Below are 23,478 nucleotides of genomic sequence, written 5' to 3' on the forward strand. Positions count from 1 at the left end.
TCATGGAGACATGTGACCAGTGCGGGCCCGCCGTCCAGGCGAAGGAACGCGCGACACTCCCGTCCGGTCGGACCCTGACCTACTGCACGCACTGCGCGTCAGCGAACATGGTCGGCCTGATCCGCGCGAACGCGACCCTCAACCCGATCGAGCCGGCATGCGTACCGCCATCGGCGTGACCGTCGGGATCGTCATCGGCTGGTCAGCGCTCGCTATCTGGCGAGGCCCGACTCGCTGGCTCCTCACCCGCATCCCGCCCGCCACCCATCCCGACCACGTCGACCGGGTGAGGGTGTGGCACGACCACGTCGAACAGCCGGGCGCATCATGGCCGGCGTGACCGCCCTCGCGCTCCGCGGCATCGGCACCGCACCCGACTTCGTCCACGACCCCATCACCGACACCTGGATCCACCCCGACACCGGCGTCGTGATCTTCGGTGAGGACATGCCACGCGAACTCATCCCGTGGTGTCACCTCAACCCCGAGGAGGAGACGTGACCATCACCGCCCGCCTCGTCGCACACCGCGAGGCAGCACTCAGCGGATGGTGCAGGAGCGCCGCACACGACCGCACCCACCCGGTCACCTCCACGGAGACCAGACGTGCGCGCCGCCGCCTCCGCCTCTGGGACACACTCCTCGACCTCTGGTCGTTCAGAGGACGCAGAGCATGAGCGGCCGCGAGCTTGACCCCGACGGCACAGACTCGTATCACCCCGAGCACCCGTGGGAGCAGACGACGCACCCGCTCTACCTGCCACCCGACCAGCGCACCGCGTTCAACTGGCCACCCGAGCCCGCTCACCCCCACGGTGCACACGAGGCGCAGGAGTGGGGACGCCTCCCGGCCCGCGTGCCCGTCGCACCCACCGACCTCACCTTCGGCCCCGGGTACACCTACCCACCCACACACGCACCCCGAGGGGCAGCAGGGGACAGCGGCGCACGCCGACGGCGGAGACGGTAACCACCCACCCCCGGTCACACACGCCCGGATACGGACAGACCACGGGGAGGGCGTAGCCCGACCACCCCCAGACGTTCCCAGACGCTCACGCGAGCCGCAGACCCCCACCCCCCGAAAAATCCAGCAACACCCCAGGGGGCGGACGACAGCCCGGGGGAGCCGTCCTCTCTCCCCGACCCGAAGTGCCCGATTTCTACCAGGGGGTGACCCGGATGCCGAAGAAGGCTGACCGTCCTCACAGGGCCGCGCTGACGCGGATGCTGAGGGTTACGGGGCTCGCGAACGTGCCCGAGGAAGCACCCCTCGTCGAGCTGCTGCGCACGCTGGCCGACGAATTGGACCGCGGTGGTGGCTCTCGGCCGCGGATCGAGTACCGGGCGGCGCTGAAGGACGCGCGGATGGTGCTGAACACGACGGCGCGCGGGAAGCCGAAGGGCTCGCCTGACGTGCCGGAGCCGACGAAGGCGGCGAAGCCCGGTGAGGGCGAGTCGGAGGCCCTCACGGACGAGGAGATCGACGAGCCCACGTCGCTGGCGAAGTTCAAGGCGGAGCGGGGCATCGGCTGACCGCTCGAGGTGGGGGTGAGCGGTGACGGCGAAGCTGTTCGGGCGGACTGAGCCGCGTCTGTGGACGAAGCCGCTGCGGGAACTGACCCCGGAGACGTCGCGCGGGTTCGAGGTGATCGAGTTCGCGCTGACGATCCTCGGGGTGACGCTCTACCCGTGGCAGAAGTGGCTCCTGATCCACGCTCTCGAGCTGCGCCCTGACGGCACATACCGCTTCAAGCGGGTCATCGTGCTCGTCGCCCGGCAGCAGGGGAAGACGATGCTCGCGTCGGTGCTCGCCGCGTGGTGGCTTTTCGTCGACTCGGGCCGGAACAAGGAGCAGGTCCCGCCGCTGAAGTTCAAGGTCGTGGGTGTCGCGCAGAACCTCGACATCGCTAAGGAGCCGTGGGCGGCGGTCAAGTCCTGGTGTGACCCGGATCCGGAGACGGAGGAGGAGGCCGAACTCGCGATCGACGCGCTGCAGGCCGCCACGGCGAAGGTTCGCGACGCGAACGGGTCGATTGCGATCACGGCGCGCTCCCGGGCGCACTACGAGATCCGGGCAGCGAAGAACGCCCGAGGCAAGCCCGCCGCGCGCGTCCTGATGGACGAGATGCGTGAGCAGCGCGACTGGGTCGCGTGGAATGCCGTCTCGCAGACCCTCAAGTCGTTCTGGTCCGGACAGCTCTGGGGCATCTCGAATGCGGGCGCGTCCGACGCGGTCGTGCTCCGCACCCAGCGCGACGCGGGCCTTGCGGACATCGCCGATTGGGACGCCTACGTCGGCGCTGGGCTCACCTCGGCCGAGGAGTACGCGAACACCCACGACACGTCGCTCGGGATCTTCGAGTGGTCCGCGCCCGACGGGTGCGCGAAGGACGACATCGACGGCATCCTGCAGGCGAACCCGTCGATCGGGTACGGCGCGATGACCGTGCAGGACGCTCTCTCCGACATTCGGTCGATGACCGACGCCGGCTACCGCACTGAGGTGCTGTGCCAGTGGGTGACGGTGCGCGTCGATTCGTTCATCAACGTGAAGGACTTCCAGGCGCTCTACGTCCCGCCCGCCGACGTGAAGATCACGAAGGGCGAGCGGACCGTGTGGGCCATCGATACCTCGAAGCGGTCGAACGACTCGGGCGTGACGACGTGGATCGGCGCGGCGACGCGCACGAAGTCCGGGAAGCCGTTCGCGACGGTGCGACACCGTCGGACCGGCATCGTCTGGGCACCGGACTACATCACGAAGCTCGCCGACGAGTCCGGTTTCCGGGAGGTCGTGGTCGTCGGACGGGGCGCGCCGGCCGCTGAGCTCGTGGAGGAGCTGCAGAAGCCCGAGCGAAACCTCACCGTGCACGTCCTCGACGGCGGCCAGTTCGCCGCGGCGACGGGCCAGATGAGCGACGCGGTCCGCGACAAGGACATCGTGCTCGTCGAGCAGCCGGACATCACGCTCGCCGTCGAGGGCGGCGTGACGAAGGAGTACGCCGAGAACGACGCCTGGTCGCGCTCGAAGTCCCTGCCGGTCGACATCTCGGGCCTGATCGCGATGTCTGAGGCGCTCTACGGGCTCGTGAACCTCGAGCCCGAGATCGTCCCCGACCCACCCAAGCCGCCGGCCGCCGAATCGGTGAGTCGCGCTGACATCGCGCCCGACGAGATGAACCTCGCGACGGTCGCATTCTGAGAGGAGGCCCCCGGTGGCAGACGAGATCGGCTACGTCAAGGACGGAGCGCTGCGCGGATGGTCGTCTCTCGCCGACGAGGCGCACGAGAAGAACATCGACCTGCAGTGGCCGCACTCGCTCGAGGTCTACGACCAGATGCGCCGCGAGGACGCTCAGGTCGGCTCCGTAGTCCGGGCGGTCACGCTGCCCATCCGCTCGACGCGGTGGGAGATCGACCCGGCGGGGGCCCGCGACGAGGTCGTGAAGCTCGTCGCGCAGGATCTCGGCCTTCCCGTGAAGGGGCAGGAGGAGCCGGAGCGCCCGAAGCGGGAGCGCGGTCGGTTCTCGTGGGACGAGTTCCTCCGCCTGGCGCTCCTCGAACTCGTGTTCGGCCACTCGGTGTTCGAGCAGGTGTACCGGATCGAGGACGGGCGCGCGCGTCTCGGGAAGCTCGCCTGGCGGCCCCCGCGGACCATCAGCAAGTTCGAGGTCGCGAAGGACGGCGGACTCATCGCCGTCCACCAGCACGGCGTGTTCGGATCGACGACGGTGAAGATCCCGGTCGATCGACTCGTGGTGTTCGTGAACGAGCGCGAGGGCGCGAACTGGATCGGCCAGTCGCTCCTCCGGCAGGCCTACAAGAACTGGCTCCTAAAGGACCGCCTGCTGCGCATCCAGGCACTCGTCGGCGAACGCAACGGACTCGGTGTGCCGGTGGTCACCGGCGCGGAGCTCCCCGAGAGCATCTCGAAGGACACCGCGAAGGCCGAGGAGTGGCTGAAGGCGCAGAAGGACGAGGGCCTCAAGCTCGCGACGGACTTCCGTGCCGGTGAGGCGGCGGGCGCGTTCGTCCCTCATGGCGGCAGCGTCGAGCTGAAGGGCGTGACGGGCAAGCTCCCCGACATCGACGGCCCCATCCGGTATCACGACGAGCAGATCGCGCACGCCGTGCTCGCTCACCTGCTCACGCTGGGCGGCGACAAGTCGACCGGGTCCTACGCGCTCGGCGACACCTTCGCAGACGTGCTGACCGGCTCGCTCAACGCGGTGATGAAGCACCTCGCCGACGTGACGAACCAGCACGTCGTCGAGGACCTCGTCGACCAGAACTGGGGGCCGGAGGAGCCCGCGCCGCGGATCGTTCCCGTTCCGCTGGGCAAGGACGCGCCACTGACCGCGGAAGCGATCCGAGCGCTCATCGACTGCGGGGCGTTCACGGCCGACGCCGAGCTCGAGAAGTACCTCCGGGCGCGTTACGGGCTCCCGGCGCACGACCCCGACACCGCGCGAAAGCGCACCACCACCACGCAGAGCGCCGCGGGCGAGCCTGCGCCAACAGAGGAGGCAGCATGACCGACCAGCGCAGCGCGCGAAACCGGTTCTGGGGCAAGCTCACCCCGCCGAAGTCGAAGACCGAGTTCTTCGACGCGATCACGATGCCGTCCGCGGGAGGCGAGGGCACTGTCGCGACCATCCGCATGTACGGTCCGATCGACTCGTGGGGCGGGTTCTGGGGCATCTCGACGAAGGATGTCGCCGAGGTACTCGACGGGCTCCCCGACTCGGTCACGCAGATCATCCTCCGGATCAACTCGCCCGGCGGTGAGGTGTTCGAGGGCGTCTCGATCCTGAACATGCTCCGCGCTCACGACGCCAAGGTCACCGCAGTCGTCGACGGCCTCGCAGCGTCGGCCGCTTCGGTGATCGCGGCCGGGTGCGACGAGACGGTCATGTCGCCTGCCTCGCAGATGATGATCCACTCGCCGTCGACGATCGTCTGGGGCAACGCCGCGGACATGCGGAAGGTCGCAGAGGTGCTCGACACGATCGAGGAGTCGATCATCTCGATCTACCGGGACAAGGCGGGCGAGTCCGCATGGGGCGAGCTCCTCGCCAACGAAACCTGGTACACCGCCGAGGCCGCCGTCGAGGCAGGCCTGGCCGATCGCGTCGCCGTCGTGAAGGACGCCGGAGAGACGGCGACTGCCGGCACGGATGACGACGGCACCGACCAGCTCGAGGGCGACGACGTCGAGGACATGTACCAGTCCGCGCGCGCCCATCTGGGCCTGCACCCCATCGGCGCTTCGGCGCCCCACAAACTCCCGAGCTCGTCCGAGCCGGGGAATCCCAAGGAACAGAAGGAGGCGCTCAACATGAGCGACGCTTTCCTGGCTGCGGTTCGTGATCGGCTCGGCGTGACCGATGCCAACGCGTCGGAGGAGACGGTCCTGTCCGCTCTCTCCGAGGCGCTCAACGAGTCGGCCGACACCAACACGCCCACCTCGGCGGCCACGGTCGCCCCGACGATCCCCGCCGGCACGCAGCTCATCGAGAACTCGATTCTCGACTCGCTCCGCGCCGACGCCGCCGCTGGCCGCGAGGCCCGCGAGCAGCAGATCAAGGACCGCCGCGACGGGATCATCGCGAACGCCCTGCAGGAGGGTCGCATCACGGCGGCCTCGGCGGAGCACTTCCGCACCATGCTCGACTCCGACGAGGACGGCACCGCGAAGGTGCTCGCCTCGATGGCGAAGAACAGCGTTCCGGTCGCGGAGATCGGACACGCCGCCGGCGAGGTGTCGGCGGAGGACGCGCTCATGGCCCGTGCGGGCTGGGGCGACGACGACGAGGAGGCCTGACCATGGCTGACCACATCCACCTGTTCAAGCCGGGCGCATCGGTGACCTTCACGGCATCGGCGGACGTCATCGGCGGTCGCCTCGTCGAGGTCACCGGCGCCCGCACGGTCGCGAACGCCGCGGCCGACAGCGTCAAGACCGTCGGCGCGGCGGCTCAGGACACGAAGTCCGGCGAGGACGTGCTCGTGCTGCGTGGCGGGGTCCAGAACCTCGTCGCGTCCGCGGCGATCGTCGCCGGAGCCCGCGTGAAGCCCGCGGCGGCCGGGAAGGTCGTCACGGTCGGCGCTGGCGAGCGGGGCATCGGCCTCGCACTCACGGCGGCCGGTGCGGCCGACGCCCTGCTCCAGGTCGCACTGGACTGAGAGGAAGAACAGACATGGGAAACTCCCTGACGTACCCGGTGCCCTCGATCGACAGCACCGGCAGCCTCACCGCTGAGCAGATCCACGAGCTGCTCCGTTCGCGCACCGCGGTCGCTCGTCGCGTCCGCACCCTCGCGGACAAGCGGTTCATCTCGGACGCGCTCCTCAAGGGCCGTTTCCAGGCGGTCGGCGGGACCGTGCTCTACGAGAACGGTGACCCGCTGTTCGCCCCGGACGACCCCGAGGCGATCGCCCCCGGCGGCGAGTACCCGCGTTCGCAGGTCACCGCAGGCGACCTCGCAGCCGCGAAGGTCGACAAGTGGGGCCGCGACGTGCCGGTCACCGACGAGTCGATCAAGCGCCGCGGCATCGACGTCGTGAACCGTGGCCTCGGCCAGCTCGTGAACCGCATGGTCAAGTTCGTCGACTCGGCGGCGCTCGGCGTCATCGCGTCGAAGATCACCCAGACCAGCGCGGCGACGGCGAACTGGACGACGGCGAAGGCCATCGTCGCTTCGGTCGAGAAGGCGAAGGCAGAGGCCGAGGAGGCGGGCGAGGGGCACACCCTCGACACCATCGTCCTCAAGCCGACGCACTACGCGACCGTGATGTCGCTGTTCCTCGAGGCGGGCTTCCTGCCGCGCGAGGGGTCGAACCCGCTCATCAACGGCACGTGGCCGCAGGTCCTCGACCTGACGTGGCTCCGGTCGCCGTACACGCCGACGACGGCCCCGCTGCTCGTCGACTCGGACGAGCTCGGCGGCATGGCCGACGAGGACCTCGGCGGCCCGGGCTACAGCAACGCGCTGCCGGGCATCGAGGTCAAGTCGATCCGCGAGGACAAGATCGACGGCTACCTCCTCCGCTCGCGTCGCGTCACCGTGCCCGTCGTCACCGACGCCACGGCCGGCGTGACCATCACGGGAACGGGGCTGAGCTGATGGCTGAGGCCAAGAAGTACGCGCACCGTGTGACGGCCACGATGATCGTCGCGAAGGTGCCGGGCGCGCAGGGCGGCGAGGTCTACCTCCGTCAGGGTCGCGTCCTGCCGGCGTCGGTCACGGCCGACGAGGTCAAGCGGCTCAGCACGCTCGGACTGATCGAGAAGTTCGAGATCGACACCGCTGACGGCGAGTCCGCCGACAGCTCGAGCAAGTAGCGAGACAGGGGGCGATGGATATGACCATCACACACGCCGACATCGGCGGCGACGAGAACACGGCTCGACGGGTTCTCGTGCTGGCACGGTCCATCGCCCCCTGCATCGACGCGTTCCCTGACGACTCGGAGCAGAAGCTCGACGCGATCGCGGTGCTCAGCGCCGTCGTCGCCGAGCTGCCCGCGCCGGGGGATCGTCGGACGAAGTCCCTCAGCCGGAACGGCACGTCGATCACGTTCGCGGACATCGAGTCGGCGTTCGACTCGGACGCCCGGGCGAGCCTGCGGGCGCTGTGCGACGCTCAGGGGGCCTCGGTGCCGTCGGGGTCACTCCCGGCGGGGTCGTTCCCCACGGAGCGCGCATTCGAGCGCGTGTGGCCGGAGGGTGGCTATAGCTAGTCGCTGACGCTGTTCGAGAAGACCTCGCCTCGGCGGGCAACGATCGCCGCTTTCGCCTCGTCGATGGTTCTGAAGCGTCCGACGTGGATCGTCTTCCCGTCGTGAGTAATCTTCGCTCGCCAACGGGACGTCTGCGCATCCCACGTCACACCGCGCACACCCGAGGAGTTCCCCCGGTAGCCGGCAGGGTCGAGGTTCTCCATGTTCACCTTGTTCGTGCTCGGGATCAGGTGATCCGGTCGGACACATGCCCGATTGCGGCACTGGTGGTCGAGCATCACGCCCTGCGGTAGTGGGCCGTTGGCGAGCTCGTAGGCGACACGATGGGCACGTGCGACGGCGCCTCCCACTCGGAGCTGTCCGTATCCGGCGCTCTTCGAGCCGGTCCAGTTCCAACAGTGCTCGGTGCGCTCGGTGTAGGCGTCTAGGCGGTCCTGCAGTGATCCGTTCACGATTCGCCGAAGAGGTGTGAGAGCCCCGGTCCGACGCTTCTGGACGTAGTGCGAATGGCACAGGCTGAGCGATTTCGCCGGGCGCTCACATCCTTCGAAAGAACAGGTGGCCTTCATGAGTACATGTTACCTCGGGGGAGGGACATCGTGATCGAGTCGTTCTTCTTCCCGCACAAGGTTCTGATCCGCGACATGATCGACCGGGGCGGGGAGGGGTCGAGCCCTGGCCCTGCGCGGCTGTCGATCGCGGAGACCATCGACGAGCGGACGCTGGTGAAGAACCGGGACAACCTCGAAGTTGTGTCGAACTCCCGCGTCACCGTCCCTCTGGACGCGAACGTCGCGCCGGGTGCGCTGGTCACCGTGTGGCCGGGCACGTCGGCGGCGCGGGAGGCCGAGGTGATCCGTGTCGGCCGGGACGAGAACGCCCGGCCGTTGCCGTCTCACCTGATCCTCTGGCTCACCTAGTCCAGTTCGACGGCCGCGGGTCGTCCCACAGATACAGCTCGTAGTCGGTAGTGATGACGTCGACGCCCGGGTCGCGGTCGAGATGGTCGCCGGTCGGCACCCACGAGGACACCTTCAGCAGGGTCAACGTTTCGTGGATCGGGTGCGCGTAGAGCGTCGCGGCGATGGCCTCCCCGACATCGACAAGCTCATCGTCGGTGAGCCCATCGCTGCAGACACGCGCGACCGCTTCGACCTTCCCTGGCTCGTCGATCGAGTTCAGCACCTGGAATCCGGGGTTGAGCACGACACCATCCGGGAGTACCGCGGTCGCCCCGACAGCCTGCATCGCCTCGCTCCCCGGGGAGGGGGGCGCGACGTAGTCCACGCACTCCTGCGGCACCTCGGCTGCCGACGCGGTCGGTGTGCTTTCCGGCGCCGACACCGTCGGCTCGGGTGCTGGCGACGTCGTCGTCGTCTCGGGCGGCGTCTGCGCCGCACACCCACCCAGGAACATCCCCGCGGCGAGGACGCCCGCGGCCACCGATTTACGCATGCTCACACCGTACCGGGGGAGGTAGCCGCCGTGAAGATTCTCAAGCCCATCCTCAGCACGGTCGAGAAGGTCGCGCAGGACTCGATCCGGGAGGGCGGCCGGGAGGTCCTGCGCCGCGCCCGCGAGCTGAGTCCGACGCTCACCGGCGATTCGGACAAGTCCGGGTTCATGCAGGTCGACGATCTGACCGTGCAGGTCGGGTTCACGTCGCTCGTGTCCCGGCTTCAGCACGAGGACCTCGACAACCAGCACCCGCAGGGCGGCGAGGCGAAGTTCCTCGAGAAGGCGTTCGACGAGGTTGACATCGAGCAGCTCGCGGCGCAGAAGCTCCGGGAGGCGTTCGGATGACGATGGACGACGCGACCCTCACCCGCCTCCTCTGCCGCCTCCTCGCCCGCGTCCCGACATTCGAGTACGACGTGACCCCGCCGCCGTCCGGCGTGGCCGTCCAGTACGGGGCGCTGAAGGCCGAGCCGGACAGGGCTGTGGGCGTGCGCGTCTACAGCACCACGGACGAGCGACATCTCCACTGGCGGCGCGCTCAGGTGCGCATCCGAGGCGCGAAGGGAAGCAAGACGGACGCCGACAAGATCGCCGGCATCGTCTTCGCTGCTCTCCACGGACTCTCCCGCGAGGGAGGTATCAGCGGCATCCGCCGCGAATCCATGTCCCCGAACGGGGCCGACACGAACGGGCGCGAGGAGCGCACCGACAACTACATCATCACCCTCGACAATCAGGAGTCCTCATCATGAGCGAAGCAGTTCCCCTTCCCGCCGGCACCACGCTCGGGAAGTCCTTCGAGTACGGCATCGACATCAACCTCGGCACGTCGGCGGTCCCCGAGTGGCAGCCGTTCCGCAGGATCAGCGGCTTCCAGCCGACGTTCACGCCGACCACGCAGGACGCGCAGACGTACGACGACCTCGGCGCCGACAACTCGGACGTGACCGGCTGGTCGTTCGCGATCGCGTTCAACGTCCAGGTGAACCGCAACACCGCGACCGGCCTGTACCTGCCGGAGATCGAGGCGCTGCTCGCCCGCACCCGCCCGTCGGCGAAGGGCGAGGCCGCGGTCGTCGAGGTGCGCTGGTACCACAAGCCGGAGATCGGTACGCCGAACCCGGCCGACGCCGGCCAGGGTCGCGCGACCGTCGCCATCACTCGGCAGAACACCGGCCCGAACGGTGAGATCGAGGTCCTCTCGGTCACCCTGTCGGGCAAGGGCCCGTACACCGAGATCGCGAACCCGTTCGACGGATGGGACAGCACGGTCGCGGTCATCGGGACCGTGGGTCCGGAGGGTGCCGGCGACGGCGATCTCGTCACGATCACCGGCACCGGGTTCCTCGGCACGACCGGCGTGTCGATCGATGGTGCGTCGCTCGCCGCGACGGACTACACCGTGGTCTCGGGTGCGACGATCATCGCCGCTCTGCCTGCCGGTGACGCGGGCAACGTGCCCGTGATCGTCACGAACGCGGCGGGCGCTTCGGCGCCGCACACGTTCACGCGAGGGGCGTGACGCATGGCGTCCGCGTCCGACTTCGCGGCGTGGGCGCAGCAGGACCTCGTCCTCCCGTTCGGGGGCAAGACCTATCGGGTCAAGCCCCGAGCGTGGGGGACGCGGGGAAGCTGCTCGCCTGCGCGATCCGCGGCGAGGTGAACCTGGGCATCGTGAAGGGTCCGATCCCTCCAGAGGTGCAGGCCGTCCTCGAAACGATACAGCCCGACGAGCACATCGCCCTCGGTGACGTGCATCAGGAGATGGTCAACGACGGTCTGTCGCCGACGACGATCGACCGCTTCACCTACTACGCGGTGTTCTTCTGGGCGCGCAGTGAAGAGTATGCCGACGCGCTCGCGCGACTGCTGTTCATGCCACGCGTGACCGACGACGACCTGTTCCCCGACGAGGAGGACGAGGCGATCCCAAAAGCCTCGTGACGGCCGAGGACTGGGCACCGTACGGGCGGGGCGTGCCGGACGCGGACGGCTGGTATCCGGATTACCGGACACCGCCCGCGCATCTCCGGCCCGCCCCGCCGAAGGCGCCGGCGTCCTCGACCGTCAACAGCACCGAGCCTGAGGTCGACGACTCGCTGCTCGCGATCGTCACCAACTGGCGGTTCGTCATCGCCGACCTGCTCGAGCGCTTCCAACTCGACCTGTACGACGCCGCCGTCAGGGCACGCCCTTGGCCGGGCGTGCGGACGGCGATCTTCGCGCTCATCGACACTCCGGGTTCCCGGATTCGGAGGGCGCTCACCCGGAGGTGACCACCGATGCGCGCAGCCGAGATCGATGTTCTGTTCACTGCGGACACGAAGCAGATCGAGCAGGCGGACAAGAAGATCCGCGATGTCGGCCAGCGCGTCGAGAAGAACCCGGTCGAGCTCGACGCGAACGCGAAGCCCGCGCTCGAGAGCATGGACAGGGTCGAGGCGGCGGCGAAGAAGCTCGTGTCGAAGGACACGCTGCTGACGGTCGACGCGAACATCGAGCGCGGCGAGAAGTCCCTCGACCGTGTCCAGAAGCGGCTCGACTATCTCCGGTCCGTCGAGACGACGATGGACGTGAAGGCCGACATCGCCCGCGCTGAGGCGTCGCTGTCCAAGGTGCAGCGGAACCTCGACGGTCTCAAGGCTGCACGCGCGACGATGGAGGTCGACGCCGACACGTCCGAGGCGGAGTCGGAGCTGAAGAAGCTCCCGGCCAAGGCGCAGGCCGCCGGCGACGACGCGGGCAAGGGCTTCGTCGGATCCCTCGATTCCGCGACCCGTGGCGCCGGCGAGAAGGTCGGACAGGCTGTCGGTGACGGCGTCGAGGAGACGCTCATCAAGGCACTGTCTGCGATCCCGGTGGCGGGCGGTATCGTCCTCGCCGGTGTCGCGATCGGCAAGGCGCTCATCGGCGGCTTGAACGACGGCCTGCAGATCGAAGTCGGGTACGACCGGCTGCAGGCGCTCACGGGCGTCGACGAGGCGACTGCGCTCCGTCTCGGTCGCGCTGCCGGTGAGGCGTACGCGAGCAACTTCGGCGACTCCGTCGAGGCCAACATGGACACGACTCGGCTCGCCCTGCAGTTCCGACTCATCGACTCGAAGAGCACGACGCGCGACGCGCAGCTCGTCGTCCAGGGACTCTCGGGAATCGCCGATGTGCTGAGCGAGGAGGTCGGTCCGACCGCGACCGCGGTCACGACGCTCCTCGGGTCGGGCATGGTGAAGTCGGCGCAGGAGGCGTTCGACGTCATCGCGGCCGGCGCTCGGAACGGGCTGAACCGGAACGAGGATCTGCTCGACACCCTCACGGAGTATCCGGTCGTGCTGACGCGACTCGGACTCACCGGGGAGGAGATGCTCGGCCTCATCAACCAGAGCATGCAGGCAGGCGCCCGGAACACGGACGTCGCGGCCGACGCGCTGAAGGAGTTCCAGATCCGCGCGACCGATGCGTCGGTGGCTTCGGCTGAGGGGTTCCGGATCCTCGGCCTCGACGCCGAGGCGATGACGGCGAAGATCGCTCGCGGTGGAGCGGATGCGCGGGACGGGCTCGACGAGGTCCTCACCAAGCTCCGCGAGACCGAGGACCCCGTGGCGCGGAACGCCGCGGCGGTGGCTCTGTTCGGGACGAAGGCGGAGGACCTCGGGGCCGCGCTGTTCGCTATGGACCTGTCGTCCGCGGTCGATCAGCTCGGCACCGTCACGGGTGCCGCTCAGCAGATGTTTGACACCCTCGCGGGGAACGACGCATCGAAGATCGAGCAGGCGCAGCGGAACATCGAGGTCGCGGCGGACGGCATCAAGGGTGCGCTCGCTCAGGCGTTCGCGGAGCCGCTGGGCGACTTCGCCGACTGGGTCTCCCAGAACCGCGGGCCTGTGCTCGAGTTCTTCCGGGACATGGCGGTGGGTGCGCTCGACTTCGCGATCACGGCGTCGGATGCGACCGGCGAGTTCGTGTCGGGTCCGCTGGCGGACATGGTCGACGGCTTCGTGTCGTTCCTGAAGCTGACGAACTTCGATCCGTTCAAGGACTGGACCGACCTCGACAACCTCGTCGCCGGCCTGCGTGACTTCGATGGGGTCACGGACGACGTGAGCACGAACCTCGAGGGCATGAAGGACGATCTGACCGACTGGACGGATCCGCTCATCGCGCTCGGTTACGTCAACGACGCCGCCCTGCGCACCGCGGATGCCGTGTCGCAGGTGGGGTTCTCCGCGGAGAGCGGGGCCGCCCTGCTCAGCGGGTTCGAGGTCGCGACCGATGGCACCGTCCGTGCGACGGGCGAGCTGAAGTCGCAGCTCGACGCCTCGGCGGAGGCTCTGCGGGCGGAGTACGACGCGGCGATCGCGGCGGGGGAGTCGCAGGACAACCTCCGCGGCCGGTACAACTCGACGCGTGACGCGCTGTTGAACCAGCTCACGACGATGGGGCTCACGCAGGAGCAGGCTCAGGCCCTCATCGACACGGTGCTGCAGACGCCGGAGGAAGCGTCGACGAAGTTCAGCTCGAACGCGGACTCGGAGCGCGGCAAGGTAGAGCGTCTCGGCGGGAAGATCATCACCCTTCCCGACGGGAGATCGGTAATCTACGCGAACACCAAGCCTGCGTACGACTCGCTGAACTACTTCATCCGCGACGCGAGCAATCGGGTCATCCGGGTGAAGATCGCGGCCGACGGCACCTCGATCCGCATGGGGTCGATCACCGCGTCCCCGCAGCACGACGGCGCCATCGTCGAGATGATGGCGGCTGGCGGGCTGCGGGGTACCGGGCTGACACCGATGAAGCCGCTCGCGCAGATGGTCCCGGCGAACACCTGGCGGATCGTGGGTGATCGTGCCGACGTGCCCGAGGCGTACATCCCGCTCGACGGTTCGCCGCGGTCGATCGCGCTCCTGATGGAGACGATCCAGCGGATGCCGAACTTCTCGGCGATGGCGGCGGGGGCTGTTGAAGGGGCACCAGTCGGACAGGCGCTGGCCGGGCCGGATCCCCTAGTCGGGCTCGAGGTTAGCGGCCGACTGGTCGTGGACACGTCGGGCTTCGCGCAGCTCGTCGACGCTCGAGTCGTGGCAGCTAGTCGAGATCGTAAGCGCGCGCTGGAGAACGGACGGAGGAGGTAGGTCATGGTCACCACGTCTGCGCCGGAGCTCTCTGTCGACGTCGCGGGGAATCCGTACGTGGAGGTCTTCTTCGACCCGAGCGGACTGGAACCGGATACGGCCTACATCCGCGTGGTGCGCTATTCGGAAGGCCGGGAGTGGCCCGTCCGGGGCGGTGTGAACATCGCCCCGGGCGTGGCTGCTCTCGACTTCGAGGCACCGTTCAACGTGGAGGCGACGTACAGGGCTCAGATGTTCACCGCCACAGGTGCGTCGATCGGCTGGACGGAGGCGTCGACGACAGTGCTCGAGTACGTCGGGACGATCGTGCACCAGCCACTCGACCCCACATCGTGGGTCCCCGTCGACGTCATGCCGGGTAGCGTGAGCCCGCTCACGCGCCCCGAGGAGGGGACTCTCGTCCAGACAGAGGGTCGCGATGTGGGTGTGTGGATCGGGTCCGGGCGTCGAGGCCTCCGCGGCGTGGGTGTTTCGCTGCAGACGAGCAGTATCGCTGAGGCTGACGCGTTTCGAGACCTGCAGGGAAGCTACGCGGTCCGGCAGATCGGAACGGTGTGTATCCGTACCTCGTCGTCCATCCGCTGGCCGCGGACGTTCTTCGTCCGAGGCGACTTCGCGGAGAACGATCGCACCGTTCGATTCGGCGGGACCAAGGTCACATTCGACGCGCGCGTCGACGAAGTCGAGCCGCCGTTCCCAGGGCTCGCGGTACCGCTGCTGACGTACGGCGATCTGGATGCGGCGTACGCAACGTACGCCGAGCGGGACGCGGCCTATGCGACGTACACGGACATGGATCGCGACTACTCCCTGGCGGGGCTGGCCGGCTGACTTCAGGAGGTGTGATGCGCTTCGGGTCTGAGGTTCTTCGCGGTCTGCTCACGAGTTCGTTCGACCACTACTGGGAGGCGGACCTGTACTACGACGGCGAGCGCCGACAGGAGCGCGTGCCTCTGACGGACGTGCGGCCTTCAGAGGACGCGGGCGCGGAGATCCAGCAGTCGATGACGTGCGCGGTCGTGTGGACGGACGACTTCGGTCGCTCCGTCCTTCCGACCGCAATGGAGGATGCGTTCGCGCCGTTCGGCGCCCAACTGCAGGTGTTCTCGGTGGTCCACTCCGGCCCGTTCGTAGAGCGTGTCCCGTACGGCTGGTTCCTCATCACCGATGTCCCGTCCGCGCGCGACGAGCAGATGCGGTTCCGCGGTGACTGGATCACGGTGGGCTCCACAGTCGAACTCGAACTCAAGGAGCTGACCGCCTCGATCGGCGAGGAGACGTTCGACGTGCCGACGGCACCGGCGTCGCTGGTGTCCGCATGGGACGAGGTCGGCCGGATCTCAGGCATGCCGATCGAGCGGTCCGTCCCAGACGCGGCGATCACCCGCTCGGTGATGTACGAGGACGAGAAGATCAAGGCGCTGTATGAGCTGATGGACGTTATCCTGTCGGCGGTCCCGCACATGACCGCCGACGGCGCTCTGTCAGCACGCCCGAAGGCGTGGCCCGACCCGGTCGACCGCATCACTCGCGAGGTGCTCGTCGACATCGGGTCGATGATGTCAGCCGGGAAGGTCTACAACCGGGTCGTGGTCCGCGCGAACGGTGCCGACCAGGCGGCCGTCCTCGCGGTCGCCGAGATCACCACGGGTCCACTGCGGGTGCGGAACCCGGCCGGGGTTCGTTCACCGTTCGGCGCCCGCACCCACTATCTGTCGAGTGAGTTCGTGACCACCCGCGCGCAGGCGCAGAAGTGGGCGAACGAGACGCTCGCGCAGGTCTCCACGCTCCGCACCCAGGTGGTTCCGGTGGTGGAGCTGTTCAACCCGCTGCGAGAGCGCGGCGACGTCGTGCTCATCGAGCGTCCCACTCACTGGCTGATCGGCCGGGTCGTGACGATCGACCGAGGTCAGGCGACACAGTCGCTCACCGTCGAGATCGGTGGGACGACAACGGTGGCCGATCCGGAACCACTGCTGCTTCCTGGTGACTCGACGTTCCCGGGCGATGGGGTCTTCCCCGGAGGAGATATCTGATGCCGTTCACCCCTCGCGTCTACCAGGACAAGCCGGCCCGCACGACACCTGTCCGTGCCGATGACCTCGCGCACTTCCAGTCGCAGTACGCGGCTGTGATGACCGACCTCGGCAACCTGGGGATGGTCATCGGCGACCCGGGACGACGCATGCGGATGATCGGCTGCTCGATCCGGAACACAGGCTCCGGCTTCCAGTACATCGACGACGCTCAGCACCAGCGAGTCGGCTTCGACACCATCAGCCAGGACGACGCGGGGGTGACACTCGGGCTGTCATTCGACGCCACTCGCGTCGTCGGGCTCGTCGTCGGACAGGACGAGACGTACGCGCAGCGCGCGATCCACCCGGGCGCTTCCGTCGGAACCGACGAGATCCTGATCCGCTTCGGCGACGACTCGGGCTTCTACGACTACGTCCAGTGGGACGGCAGCAACTGGGTGTCGCTCACCGGGTTCGTCACCGCTGGGTCGATGAACGCGACCACCGGGCTCATCACGTTCACCCACAAGGAGAGCGCCACCGACTACGGCGGGAGCATCGAGATCCGGTCCGCGAACCTCCGACTATCGGCGGAGGGCCGGTCGAAGACCTCGATCGGGGCACTCGTCTACCCGTACAACTCGGCCACTTCCGCCAAGGCCCCGACCACGGACATGAAGTTCTGGATCACGCGCCCCGGCTCCCGGCCGGTCAAGCCGTCTGAGCTCACCGTCGCCTCGGGGAACTTCTGGGTGGTGGGCTTCCAGGAGGTGCCGGAGTGAGTACCGAAACCGAGATGATCCTAGACCTGATCGGAAAGAAGTCGAGGGTGCAGATCGTCGCCGGGTTCTTCCGTGGCATCGACGGGCTGCGGGCAACGGTCGACTTCAGCGATGGGCGGGTGCCAGCGAACTTCACCAGCTCGTACATGCCCGAGCTGAATGAGCCAGTGTGGGTGCTCGTCGCCGACGGCGTCGCCTACATGCTCGGCCCGACACGGCCGAAGCCGACGAATGGCGTGATCGCCACCATCGCCGGCGGTGTCGCGAGCGTGCAGACCGACCTCGGGCGCGTTGACGCGACATTCGACCTCGGACGCACGTACAGCTCCGGCGACGCGGTGAAGCTTCTCTGGGGCGACGGATGCTGGATCCTCGGCGTGCGCTCTGATGTCCCGCCGGACCCCGAGGTCCCGCCGGCTCCGGGCGGCGGCGGCGGTCGGCGGACCGTGACCTTCACTGCGATCGACTCGGGCGCGTACGAGAACAGTTGGTGGCAGAACGACGTGTGGTGCTCGGCCCGGAACATCGGGGCGTGGTTCTACGGGAACAAGTTCCGCGACACGATCCCCGACGACGCGTCGATCATCAGTGCGCGGATCTATCTGCCGCAGACGAAGAACCTCGGTGCCGCGCCGTTCGGCCGCCATGGCTTCGCGACTAAGCCCGTCGGCGCGGTCACGTTCGCTGCGGTCAGCGAGCTCCCCGAGGTCAGCGGTCGGCGCACGGGCTGGCGGAGCATCCCTGTCGGACTCATCGACCACCTCAAGTCCAACACCGGGGGCCTCGGCTTCGCGGGTGGTGGCTACTCGATCTGGGCCGGCACGCAGAAGGACGCTCAGTCCGGAGCCGTGCGGGTCACCTACACCACCTAGGAGAACGACATGGGCTACTCACCGACCGGCGGTCCGAAGGGCCTGGGCACCTTCAACGACACGCCCCAGACGGCCGCGGACTTGAACAAGCTGCGCGACCTCCTCGCGCTTATGGGCAACTACCGCGGTGGGATGGCGGAGTCTGAGCGCGACGCCATCAACGGCCCCTCCCGATTCGACGGGCTCGCCGTGTTCAACCAGAACACCGGCGAGATCAACGTGTGGAGCGAGGACGCGTTCGACTGGCTATCACCGACCACGGAGACGGTCTTCGGTCCCGAGTCGATGGGACCGGGCTGGACTGAGTCGCCGACCTACCCGATCCTGCTCCGTCTCGTCGGGAACCGTGTTCACGTCGAAGGCGCGGCAGTGGTCGGCTCTGGCGCCGCGTTCACCCACATCTTCACCGCTCCCGTGCTCACCCGCCCCACCGCTCTCCGGTGGATCGGGGCAACCGTGGGGCAGGGCGCCGCGGTCACCGGGATGTTGGACATCACCACGGCCGGGCAGGTCCGGCTGCCGTACCGCACAGGTTCGCTCGCTGCGGGGCAGACCTTGCCGATCGTGGGCTCGTTCGCGCTCTCCTGAGCGCGGGGAAGGGAGGAAGCTGATGGGCGGTCTCGTCATCGAAACTGTCCGCCCCGGGGTGCAGTTCATCCCCGATGCGGCGGCCGCGTTCCGTCGCGCCGATGCGCAGGTGCTCGCCGAGTTCGGGCGGCACATCGACGTCAACTCGACGTACCGATCGTGGTCCGACCAGATGCTCATGTTCGTCAACTGGGGCCGGTACGTCTCCTCGGGTTACAAGGCTGCGCTGTACCCGGGGCATTCGAAGGCTGTGCACCCGTCCGAGTCGTTCCACGTCGCCGGTACTGCGCTCGATTCCGACGACTGGGTGAATGCCCGCATCGTCGAAATCCTCGCCGAGAACGGCTTCATCCGGAACCGGCTCTACGTTCCGAACGAGAACCACCACTTCGAGTACATCCGTGCTCGCGACACGAACTACGGCAAGCCCGCCACGACCGGGCACGCTGCGACACCGATCATCCCCGCCGGGGAGGAAGACGAGGACGACATGTACGTCAAGAACGTGATGCACCACAAGATCAATGCGGACAAGCGCATGGAGGTGAAGGTCAGCAACCCGGGATCCGGTTTCGAGCTGAACTTCATCACCGGCTCGAAGGACACGCTCCAGGCGTTCGCCGACCAGTACGAGACCGGCAACTCGATGCAGGTGTCCGCGTCCGTGTTCCGGGTCATCGGCGAGGCATGCGCGGCGGTGCGCCCGCAGGGCCAGATCGCGGTCAGCCTCGGCGACGCGGACGCCTGATGACCGAGCCGGAACCGGCCGGCTGCAACGTCGAGCGGGCGATACGCGAACTCCGAACCGGAGGAGGTGGCCATGGGTGAGGAGCTTCCCCCATCCCTGTTCAACATCCTGCGCGGCGACCTTCGCGACACCCGCTCCGAGATCAACGGGCGTCTCGACGGTCTGGCTCGGGACATGGTCACCTCGGCGATGCTGGCCCAAGTCCAGGCCAACCAGAAGGAGCGCGACGACAGGCAGGACGCGCGCATCCGCGGCCTCGAGGAGGCGGACGCCGAGCGCGAGAAGGAAGCGCGGCGCATCGCTGAGGAGCAGCGCAAGACGCGCGCGCAGCAGTTCTTCTCCATCGGCCTCGCCGCGTTCAGCGCCGTACTCGCACTCATCGGCGGCATCGTCGTCTGGACCGTGACGGCCGGGCTGCAGCAGATCGCAGGAGGTTGAGCATGTTCTCGACGAAGATGTGGACCGTCGGTTACAAGGTCATGGGCGCGCTGATCGTCGTGCTCGTGCTCGGCGCGATCGTCCTGGTCTCCCTGAACAACGCGCAGCTCCGTGCGGAGAACCAGGACATGTACGCCGACCTGCAGGCGTCGCAGTCGAACGCGCAGAGCCTGTACGAGCAGCTCCTCGCCGAAGGTGTCGAACCGGAGGGAGAGGCCCCCGCAGAGGTCGCCTCGGGGCCAGCGGGTGACCCCGGCCCCCGAGGAGTCCCGGGGCCGACAGGACCCCGCGGGAGCGACGGCGAGGACGGCGAGAACGGCACCTCCGGTCCCGCAGGGACTCCTGGTGCCGCCGGCGAACCGGGCGAGCCTGGCGCCTCCGGGCCGCCGGGGGCGGCTGGGCCAGCGGGGCCGAAGGGGGACCCCGGTCCGTCCGGCGCCCAAGGTCCCGCCGGGCCCACTGGCGCCCCTGGGCCAGCCTGTCCCGCGGGGAGCGAACCGGATACCCGCTGGATCAACATGGCCGACACCGAGCTCGGCCCGTTCATTCCGACGCAGGCGACCGTCTGCATACCGACCGCCGTAGGAGGCACCCCATGAGCAAGCTCACCGACCCCGCTTGGTGGAAGGCCGCGCTGCTGCGCGCCGTCTACACGGCCATCGCCATCGCGATCCCGTACATCGCCGCCGTGCAGTTCGCAGACGTCCCGTGGCTCATGGCAGCCTCGGCCGCCACGGTCGGAGCGATCCTGTCGTTCGCGACGTCGCTGTTCGGGCTGCCCGAGTCCGAGGGCGTGGACTTGCCCTGGTGGCTCGCCGCGCTCGAACGAGTCGCGAAGACCTTCGGCCAGTCCCTCGCTGCCGGACTCACCGGAGCAGTCCTTCTCTCCGACGTCGACTGGTCGGTCGTGCTGCAGGCCGCTCTCGGCGCCGCTTTCATCTCGCTGTTGCGCCTGATCCTCGCCACCCTTCCCGCGGACCCGACCCCCGCGGCGGTCGCGCTCGCGCAGACCGAGAACGGCACCCGCGCAGACACTCGGAAGGAAGATCCGGCACTCGGCACCCGCGCGCGCGACTCCCAGAGCCGCACCTTCCCCTGAGCACTGCGCCGCGCACAAGAGACCCCCACCCAGCCTTCGGGCCAGGTGGGGGTCTCTTCTGCGTTCACTGCGCGGGTTCGGGCGGGGAGAGCACGTTGAACGAACCGGAGTACCAGACGTTCGCGCCCTTCTTGCTCAGCAGTGACGGGTTGACCCGCTTCTTGCTGTTACCCATGAAGAAGAACACGTCAGCGTAGGTGAGGCCGACGGAGGCCCCGACGCGGACGTCGGCGGATGCGAACTCGTCGTCGACGGTGACGCTGAAGTCGCGGACCTCGGCCGCCCCGAACTCGTAGAAGATGCGTACCCGGTCCTTGAGGACGAGAACGTGGGAGGTGCCGTACGAGGCGTGCGCCCGGTCATCGACGAGAGCCCACTGGTAGCGGTTCGCCCACCGGATCGTCCCACCGATCTCCTGCACCTGCAGCTCGGGATCCGGCGTCGGCGTCGGCGTCGGCGTCGGCTCGGGCTCCGGCTCAGTCGGCGGCGTCTCCGGGTCCGGCACAGGCTCCGGGAGAGGTTCCGTCTCATCGGCGGACACACGAATGTCGTGCGTCTCGTCCGTGGTGGTGGCAGTCGGTTCGTCGGTGGGCGCGACGGCAGAGGTAGGCGAGGGCTCCGGTGAAGGGAGCGTCTGACCGAAGATCAACGCAGTGACGATACTTGCCGTAGTTGCGCCGATTACCGCTGCCGTTGTCGCCGAGCGGATCGGCTTCATCGGTCTACTTTCTTACTGGCTTGCGCTAAGGATACCCATAGGGAGTCTCCGTGAGCGACCGTCGTACGTGATCGTTATCCCGCCAGTCAGGGTTCGTCGAGGACGGCGGGGTCCGTGGTGATGTAGAGGGGGAGCGCAGCGGCTTGGCCGTGCCCCAGGAGCTCGGGCGTGGAGGGGGCTGGGAGTGATCGTCGGTGCTGGCCGAGAGCGATCCACGGTTCGAGGTCAGGGAGGGCACGCAGTGCCGTGCACAGGGTCGCCGTGTGGCGGTCCTCGAAGTAGCCGACCCAGGTGCCCGCCGCCTCAGCGAGCACGTCGCGCCGCTCGCCGGCGACTTCGCGCAGTTCGGCGAGAACGGGTGCCGGGTCGGTCGTGTACCTGTTGCGGGAGCAGATCGCGTCGAGAGTGACGCTGAGCCTCACGGTCGGGGAGAGTCCTGCGGATGGCATGGCCGGGTGTCCTTCCTCCGGCCGAGGAGTCGAGTCTATGCCTGGGCGAAGACACCGCGAATGTCAGAGGTGCTGGGCAAGATCGAAACCGTGACGCCCCAGCTACTTCTCGACTTTGAATCCCGATGGACGCAGCAGCACACCCCAGCGAAGGACGTTGCGATCCGCGTGGATCTTGCGATCACGCCAGCCCGCTATTACCAACTCCTCATGCGCGCAGCAGACTCGCTAGAGGGGATCGCCACGCACCCCGTCACGGCTCGCCGAGTACGCGAGCGTCGCGCTCTGAGCGAGGCCGCCCGTGGGCACAGATTGGGCACACTTCCTCACCCGCATCCCCCCGTGATACCCCCTGTTACCCCCGCTTCTGCCGCATGAATCCGCGGGCGACGCCATAGGCCGGCGCATCGGGCAGAGTTCGATTCCCCCCAGCTCCACCAGGTCGCTGTCACACGGAATGAGGCCCGCCTCCCTAGTGTTCACTGGGGAGGCGGGCCTTACCTTCCCGCCGTGGACGATCGAGACCGAGAACGGAACCGAGTACGCGCTGTGGTGGGAAGCCCGTCAGGGAAGCAACTGCGAAGACGGTCTGCGATAGGCTCCGCGGCGCGGTGACCGCGATCCTCTACGTGGTCACCCAGCGGACGCCATCGGTGTCGGGGGCGAAGCGGCGCCCGGCGTCCGTCTCCAGTTCCTCCATGAGGGGGATGATGACGCTCCACAGCGCCCAGTGCTCCGGAGTGCCTTCACCACCTTGTGCCCTCCCCTCCCATCGGGCGGCTGCGGGAAGCGGAACGCGGAAGCCGAACCGGGTCCCCGTCGAGTCGGTGACCTCCGCGCTCAGCGATCCCGCTCCGGCCGCCAACTGCGTCAGGGTGAAATCCCGGGGGATGATGAGTGTTCCACGCGCACGGTCCCAGGCCTGACGGACAGCCGTCAGGAACGGCCCCGCGATCATATCGGTCGTCATCAGAAGTCTTCTTCCCCGATCGGCGGGACAGCGCCCGCCCGTTCGACTCCCTCACCGCGATGATCGCAGGCGGAGGGACCGGATGTCTGTCCCCTCTTCGGGGGACGCGAACGGATCCCAGGCCGCGTACGACCGATCCGGCGCGCGCGCAAGGGGGTCGGAGACGAGCGGCGTCGCGCGGTACCAAGGGGGTCCACGACGAAGGGAGAGGCCATGCCGAAGGGCGATGTCGACACGTTCCACCAGGAGGGTGGCTGGTTCAATCGCGTCCAGGGCGAGGTGAACACGTTCAGCGGGCCGCATGACACGAAGGACGAGGCGGTCGCCGTCGGGCGGGAGACGGCTCGGGCGCGTCAGGTCGAGCACCTCATCCGACGGGAGGACGGCACGATCGGGGAGCGGAACAGCTATGGCGACGACCCCAGGGACGTCCGCGGCTGAGATGCACGCGGCATGACGGCCC

At 68.2% G+C, this 23,478-nt stretch carries 34 protein-coding genes; 29 read left to right on the forward strand and 5 right to left on the reverse strand.

The features are described from left to right. Window positions 1-2 precede the first annotated feature (2 nt). The 11 genes from BLU02_RS17950 to BLU02_RS00385 all read left to right on the forward strand — a co-directional run bounded on the left by BLU02_RS17950 (window position 3) and on the right by BLU02_RS00385 (window position 7,746). The gene (locus BLU02_RS17950) at window positions 3-179 is read left to right on the forward strand and encodes a DUF7455 domain-containing protein (RefSeq protein WP_441888663.1); all 177 of its coding nucleotides are present in this window, start codon (window positions 3-5) and stop codon (window positions 177-179) included. Next, entirely contained in the window at window positions 158-340 is a 183-nt protein-coding gene (locus tag BLU02_RS00345; protein WP_060921026.1) for a hypothetical protein, read from the forward strand. The genes BLU02_RS17950 and BLU02_RS00345 overlap by 22 nt, the downstream gene beginning before the upstream one ends. Then, window positions 337-501, forward strand: a complete 165-nt coding sequence (locus BLU02_RS17300; RefSeq protein ID WP_157546946.1) for a hypothetical protein — start codon at window positions 337-339, stop codon at window positions 499-501. Before BLU02_RS00345 ends, BLU02_RS17300 begins: the two co-directional genes overlap by 4 nt. Before the next feature lie 753 nt (window positions 502-1,254). Continuing rightward, window positions 1,255-1,536 carry a hypothetical protein gene (locus BLU02_RS00350; protein WP_060921025.1) on the forward strand — a complete coding sequence of 94 codons (282 nt, stop codon included), beginning with the start codon at window positions 1,255-1,257 and terminating at the stop codon, window positions 1,534-1,536. 22 nt (window positions 1,537-1,558) lie between these two features. Then, window positions 1,559-3,205 carry a terminase large subunit domain-containing protein gene (locus tag BLU02_RS00355; RefSeq protein WP_060921024.1) on the forward strand — a complete coding sequence of 549 codons (1,647 nt, stop codon included), beginning with the start codon at window positions 1,559-1,561 and terminating at the stop codon, window positions 3,203-3,205. Window positions 3,206-3,218: 13 nt separating this feature from the next. Further along, window positions 3,219-4,538 carry a phage portal protein family protein gene (locus BLU02_RS00360; RefSeq protein WP_060921023.1) on the forward strand — a complete coding sequence of 440 codons (1,320 nt, stop codon included), beginning with the start codon at window positions 3,219-3,221 and terminating at the stop codon, window positions 4,536-4,538. Beyond that, entirely contained in the window at window positions 4,535-5,827 is a 1,293-nt protein-coding gene (locus tag BLU02_RS00365) for a head maturation protease, ClpP-related (RefSeq protein ID WP_060921022.1), read from the forward strand. The genes BLU02_RS00360 and BLU02_RS00365 overlap by 4 nt, the downstream gene beginning before the upstream one ends. Window positions 5,828-5,829: 2 nt before the next feature. After that, window positions 5,830-6,189: a capsid cement protein gene (locus tag BLU02_RS00370; RefSeq protein WP_060921021.1), complete on the forward strand. Its 360-nt coding sequence runs from the start codon at window positions 5,830-5,832 to the stop codon at window positions 6,187-6,189. 14 nt (window positions 6,190-6,203) lie between these two features. Then, window positions 6,204-7,130 (forward strand): phage major capsid protein, encoded by a 927-nt coding sequence (locus BLU02_RS00375; protein WP_060921020.1) that lies wholly within the window; start codon window positions 6,204-6,206, stop codon window positions 7,128-7,130. Continuing rightward, the gene (locus BLU02_RS00380) at window positions 7,130-7,348 is read left to right on the forward strand and encodes a hypothetical protein (RefSeq protein WP_060921019.1); all 219 of its coding nucleotides are present in this window, start codon (window positions 7,130-7,132) and stop codon (window positions 7,346-7,348) included. Before BLU02_RS00375 ends, BLU02_RS00380 begins: the two co-directional genes overlap by 1 nt. A gap of 20 nt (window positions 7,349-7,368) precedes the next feature. After that, window positions 7,369-7,746, forward strand: a complete 378-nt coding sequence (locus BLU02_RS00385; RefSeq protein WP_060921018.1) for a hypothetical protein — start codon at window positions 7,369-7,371, stop codon at window positions 7,744-7,746. Here the strand turns inward: BLU02_RS00385 and BLU02_RS00390 are convergent. Continuing rightward, window positions 7,743-8,198, reverse strand: coding sequence for an HNH endonuclease (locus BLU02_RS00390; protein WP_167627829.1), 456 nt, complete (start codon window positions 8,196-8,198; stop codon window positions 7,743-7,745). The genes BLU02_RS00385 and BLU02_RS00390 overlap by 4 nt on opposite strands. Window positions 8,199-8,345: 147 nt before the next feature. Here BLU02_RS00390 and BLU02_RS00395 point away from each other — a divergent pair, with 147 nt between their 5' ends. Then, window positions 8,346-8,666 (forward strand): hypothetical protein, encoded by a 321-nt coding sequence (locus tag BLU02_RS00395; RefSeq protein WP_060921016.1) that lies wholly within the window; start codon window positions 8,346-8,348, stop codon window positions 8,664-8,666. Here BLU02_RS00395 and BLU02_RS00400 read toward each other — a convergent pair. Next, a complete protein-coding gene (locus tag BLU02_RS00400) occupies window positions 8,659-9,201 on the reverse strand; it encodes a hypothetical protein (RefSeq protein ID WP_157546928.1) in 543 nt (180 codons plus the stop codon). The genes BLU02_RS00395 and BLU02_RS00400 overlap by 8 nt on opposite strands. A 30-nt stretch (window positions 9,202-9,231) precedes the next feature. Between BLU02_RS00400 and BLU02_RS00405 the strand changes: the two genes are divergently transcribed. From BLU02_RS00405 to BLU02_RS00475, 15 genes are all read left to right on the forward strand, one after another. Further along, on the forward strand, window positions 9,232-9,549 hold the full coding sequence (locus BLU02_RS00405; protein ID WP_060921014.1) for a hypothetical protein: 318 nt from the start codon (window positions 9,232-9,234) through the stop codon (window positions 9,547-9,549). Next, a complete protein-coding gene (locus tag BLU02_RS00410) occupies window positions 9,546-9,956 on the forward strand; it encodes a minor capsid protein (protein ID WP_231919609.1) in 411 nt (136 codons plus the stop codon). Before BLU02_RS00405 ends, BLU02_RS00410 begins: the two co-directional genes overlap by 4 nt. Continuing rightward, entirely contained in the window at window positions 9,953-10,726 is a 774-nt protein-coding gene (locus tag BLU02_RS00415; protein ID WP_060921012.1) for a phage tail tube protein, read from the forward strand. The genes BLU02_RS00410 and BLU02_RS00415 overlap by 4 nt, the downstream gene beginning before the upstream one ends. Before the next feature lie 92 nt (window positions 10,727-10,818). Further along, window positions 10,819-11,148, forward strand: a complete 330-nt coding sequence (locus BLU02_RS00420; protein WP_231919611.1) for a hypothetical protein — start codon at window positions 10,819-10,821, stop codon at window positions 11,146-11,148. Further along, the gene (locus BLU02_RS00425; protein ID WP_060921010.1) at window positions 11,145-11,480 is read left to right on the forward strand and encodes a hypothetical protein; all 336 of its coding nucleotides are present in this window, start codon (window positions 11,145-11,147) and stop codon (window positions 11,478-11,480) included. Before BLU02_RS00420 ends, BLU02_RS00425 begins: the two co-directional genes overlap by 4 nt. A gap of 6 nt (window positions 11,481-11,486) precedes the next feature. Next, window positions 11,487-14,333 carry a phage tail tape measure protein gene (locus tag BLU02_RS00430; RefSeq protein WP_060921009.1) on the forward strand — a complete coding sequence of 949 codons (2,847 nt, stop codon included), beginning with the start codon at window positions 11,487-11,489 and terminating at the stop codon, window positions 14,331-14,333. 3 nt (window positions 14,334-14,336) lie between these two features. After that, on the forward strand, window positions 14,337-15,164 hold the full coding sequence (locus BLU02_RS00435) for a hypothetical protein (protein WP_060921008.1): 828 nt from the start codon (window positions 14,337-14,339) through the stop codon (window positions 15,162-15,164). Window positions 15,165-15,178: 14 nt separating this feature from the next. Then, window positions 15,179-16,369, forward strand: a complete 1,191-nt coding sequence (locus BLU02_RS00440; protein WP_060921007.1) for a hypothetical protein — start codon at window positions 15,179-15,181, stop codon at window positions 16,367-16,369. Next, window positions 16,369-17,133, forward strand: a complete 765-nt coding sequence (locus BLU02_RS00445; RefSeq protein WP_060921006.1) for a hypothetical protein — start codon at window positions 16,369-16,371, stop codon at window positions 17,131-17,133. The genes BLU02_RS00440 and BLU02_RS00445 overlap by 1 nt, the downstream gene beginning before the upstream one ends. Window positions 17,134-17,147: 14 nt before the next feature. Next, complete coding sequence (locus BLU02_RS00450; RefSeq protein ID WP_060921005.1) at window positions 17,148-18,005, forward strand: hypothetical protein; 858 nt, start codon at window positions 17,148-17,150, stop codon at window positions 18,003-18,005. Between the two features lie 9 nt (window positions 18,006-18,014). Further along, on the forward strand, window positions 18,015-18,593 hold the full coding sequence (locus tag BLU02_RS00455; RefSeq protein WP_060921004.1) for a hypothetical protein: 579 nt from the start codon (window positions 18,015-18,017) through the stop codon (window positions 18,591-18,593). A gap of 22 nt (window positions 18,594-18,615) precedes the next feature. Beyond that, the gene (locus BLU02_RS00460) at window positions 18,616-19,341 is read left to right on the forward strand and encodes a M15 family metallopeptidase domain-containing protein (protein ID WP_060921003.1); all 726 of its coding nucleotides are present in this window, start codon (window positions 18,616-18,618) and stop codon (window positions 19,339-19,341) included. A gap of 72 nt (window positions 19,342-19,413) precedes the next feature. Next, on the forward strand, window positions 19,414-19,779 hold the full coding sequence (locus tag BLU02_RS00465) for a hypothetical protein (RefSeq protein ID WP_060921002.1): 366 nt from the start codon (window positions 19,414-19,416) through the stop codon (window positions 19,777-19,779). 2 nt (window positions 19,780-19,781) lie between these two features. Further along, window positions 19,782-20,378, forward strand: coding sequence for a collagen-like domain-containing protein (locus BLU02_RS00470; protein ID WP_060921001.1), 597 nt, complete (start codon window positions 19,782-19,784; stop codon window positions 20,376-20,378). Beyond that, the gene (locus tag BLU02_RS00475) at window positions 20,375-20,878 is read left to right on the forward strand and encodes a holin (RefSeq protein ID WP_060921000.1); all 504 of its coding nucleotides are present in this window, start codon (window positions 20,375-20,377) and stop codon (window positions 20,876-20,878) included. The genes BLU02_RS00470 and BLU02_RS00475 overlap by 4 nt, the downstream gene beginning before the upstream one ends. 64 nt (window positions 20,879-20,942) lie before the next feature. On the opposite strand, the gene BLU02_RS00480 is transcribed toward BLU02_RS00475, so the two are convergent. Together BLU02_RS00480 and BLU02_RS00485 are read right to left on the reverse strand one after the other, a co-directional pair. Continuing rightward, window positions 20,943-21,419, reverse strand: coding sequence for a hypothetical protein (locus BLU02_RS00480; RefSeq protein WP_060920999.1), 477 nt, complete (start codon window positions 21,417-21,419; stop codon window positions 20,943-20,945). Between the two features lie 263 nt (window positions 21,420-21,682). Beyond that, a complete protein-coding gene (locus BLU02_RS00485) occupies window positions 21,683-22,045 on the reverse strand; it encodes a hypothetical protein (RefSeq protein WP_060920998.1) in 363 nt (120 codons plus the stop codon). A gap of 60 nt (window positions 22,046-22,105) precedes the next feature. Between BLU02_RS00485 and BLU02_RS00490 the strand changes: the two genes are divergently transcribed. Next, complete coding sequence (locus BLU02_RS00490) at window positions 22,106-22,423, forward strand: DUF3263 domain-containing protein (protein ID WP_082749912.1); 318 nt, start codon at window positions 22,106-22,108, stop codon at window positions 22,421-22,423. Between the two features lie 247 nt (window positions 22,424-22,670). On the opposite strand, the gene BLU02_RS00495 is transcribed toward BLU02_RS00490, so the two are convergent. Further along, a complete protein-coding gene (locus BLU02_RS00495; RefSeq protein ID WP_060920997.1) occupies window positions 22,671-23,015 on the reverse strand; it encodes a hypothetical protein in 345 nt (114 codons plus the stop codon). A 213-nt stretch (window positions 23,016-23,228) separates the two neighbouring features. Here BLU02_RS00495 and BLU02_RS00500 point away from each other — a divergent pair, with 213 nt between their 5' ends. Then, window positions 23,229-23,456, forward strand: coding sequence for a DUF2188 domain-containing protein (locus BLU02_RS00500; protein WP_060920996.1), 228 nt, complete (start codon window positions 23,229-23,231; stop codon window positions 23,454-23,456). Window positions 23,457-23,478 lie beyond the last annotated feature (22 nt).

The sequence above is a fragment of the Microbacterium paraoxydans genome (assembly GCF_900105335.1).
Taxonomy (GTDB): Bacteria; Actinomycetota; Actinomycetes; order Actinomycetales; family Microbacteriaceae; genus Microbacterium; species Microbacterium paraoxydans.

Excerpts from the sequence above, each read along its gene's own strand:
- BLU02_RS17950 (WP_441888663.1), top strand. The coding sequence starts at position 3 with ATGGAGACATGTGACCAGTGCGGGCCCGCCGTCCAGGCGAAGGAACGC.
- BLU02_RS00345 (WP_060921026.1), top strand. The coding sequence starts at position 158 with ATGCGTACCGCCATCGGCGTGACCGTCGGGATCGTCATCGGCTGGTCA.
- BLU02_RS00365 (WP_060921022.1), top strand. The coding sequence starts at position 4,535 with ATGACCGACCAGCGCAGCGCGCGAAACCGGTTCTGGGGCAAGCTCACC.
- BLU02_RS00370 (WP_060921021.1), top strand. The coding sequence starts at position 5,830 with ATGGCTGACCACATCCACCTGTTCAAGCCGGGCGCATCGGTGACCTTC.
- BLU02_RS00375 (WP_060921020.1), top strand. The coding sequence starts at position 6,204 with ATGGGAAACTCCCTGACGTACCCGGTGCCCTCGATCGACAGCACCGGC.
- BLU02_RS00380 (WP_060921019.1), top strand. The coding sequence starts at position 7,130 with ATGGCTGAGGCCAAGAAGTACGCGCACCGTGTGACGGCCACGATGATC.
- BLU02_RS00385 (WP_060921018.1), top strand. The coding sequence starts at position 7,369 with ATGACCATCACACACGCCGACATCGGCGGCGACGAGAACACGGCTCGA.
- BLU02_RS00400 (WP_157546928.1), bottom strand. The coding sequence starts at position 9,201 with ATGCGTAAATCGGTGGCCGCGGGCGTCCTCGCCGCGGGGATGTTCCTG.
- BLU02_RS00410 (WP_231919609.1), top strand. The coding sequence starts at position 9,546 with ATGACGATGGACGACGCGACCCTCACCCGCCTCCTCTGCCGCCTCCTC.
- BLU02_RS00415 (WP_060921012.1), top strand. The coding sequence starts at position 9,953 with ATGAGCGAAGCAGTTCCCCTTCCCGCCGGCACCACGCTCGGGAAGTCC.
- BLU02_RS00430 (WP_060921009.1), top strand. The coding sequence starts at position 11,487 with ATGCGCGCAGCCGAGATCGATGTTCTGTTCACTGCGGACACGAAGCAG.
- BLU02_RS00435 (WP_060921008.1), top strand. The coding sequence starts at position 14,337 with ATGGTCACCACGTCTGCGCCGGAGCTCTCTGTCGACGTCGCGGGGAAT.
- BLU02_RS00440 (WP_060921007.1), top strand. The coding sequence starts at position 15,179 with ATGCGCTTCGGGTCTGAGGTTCTTCGCGGTCTGCTCACGAGTTCGTTC.
- BLU02_RS00445 (WP_060921006.1), top strand. The coding sequence starts at position 16,369 with ATGCCGTTCACCCCTCGCGTCTACCAGGACAAGCCGGCCCGCACGACA.
- BLU02_RS00450 (WP_060921005.1), top strand. The coding sequence starts at position 17,148 with ATGATCCTAGACCTGATCGGAAAGAAGTCGAGGGTGCAGATCGTCGCC.
- BLU02_RS00455 (WP_060921004.1), top strand. The coding sequence starts at position 18,015 with ATGGGCTACTCACCGACCGGCGGTCCGAAGGGCCTGGGCACCTTCAAC.
- BLU02_RS00460 (WP_060921003.1), top strand. The coding sequence starts at position 18,616 with ATGGGCGGTCTCGTCATCGAAACTGTCCGCCCCGGGGTGCAGTTCATC.
- BLU02_RS00465 (WP_060921002.1), top strand. The coding sequence starts at position 19,414 with ATGGGTGAGGAGCTTCCCCCATCCCTGTTCAACATCCTGCGCGGCGAC.
- BLU02_RS00470 (WP_060921001.1), top strand. The coding sequence starts at position 19,782 with ATGTTCTCGACGAAGATGTGGACCGTCGGTTACAAGGTCATGGGCGCG.
- BLU02_RS00475 (WP_060921000.1), top strand. The coding sequence starts at position 20,375 with ATGAGCAAGCTCACCGACCCCGCTTGGTGGAAGGCCGCGCTGCTGCGC.
- BLU02_RS00485 (WP_060920998.1), bottom strand. The coding sequence starts at position 22,045 with ATGCCATCCGCAGGACTCTCCCCGACCGTGAGGCTCAGCGTCACTCTC.
- BLU02_RS00490 (WP_082749912.1), top strand. The coding sequence starts at position 22,106 with ATGTCAGAGGTGCTGGGCAAGATCGAAACCGTGACGCCCCAGCTACTT.
- BLU02_RS00495 (WP_060920997.1), bottom strand. The coding sequence starts at position 23,015 with ATGACGACCGATATGATCGCGGGGCCGTTCCTGACGGCTGTCCGTCAG.
- BLU02_RS00500 (WP_060920996.1), top strand. The coding sequence starts at position 23,229 with ATGCCGAAGGGCGATGTCGACACGTTCCACCAGGAGGGTGGCTGGTTC.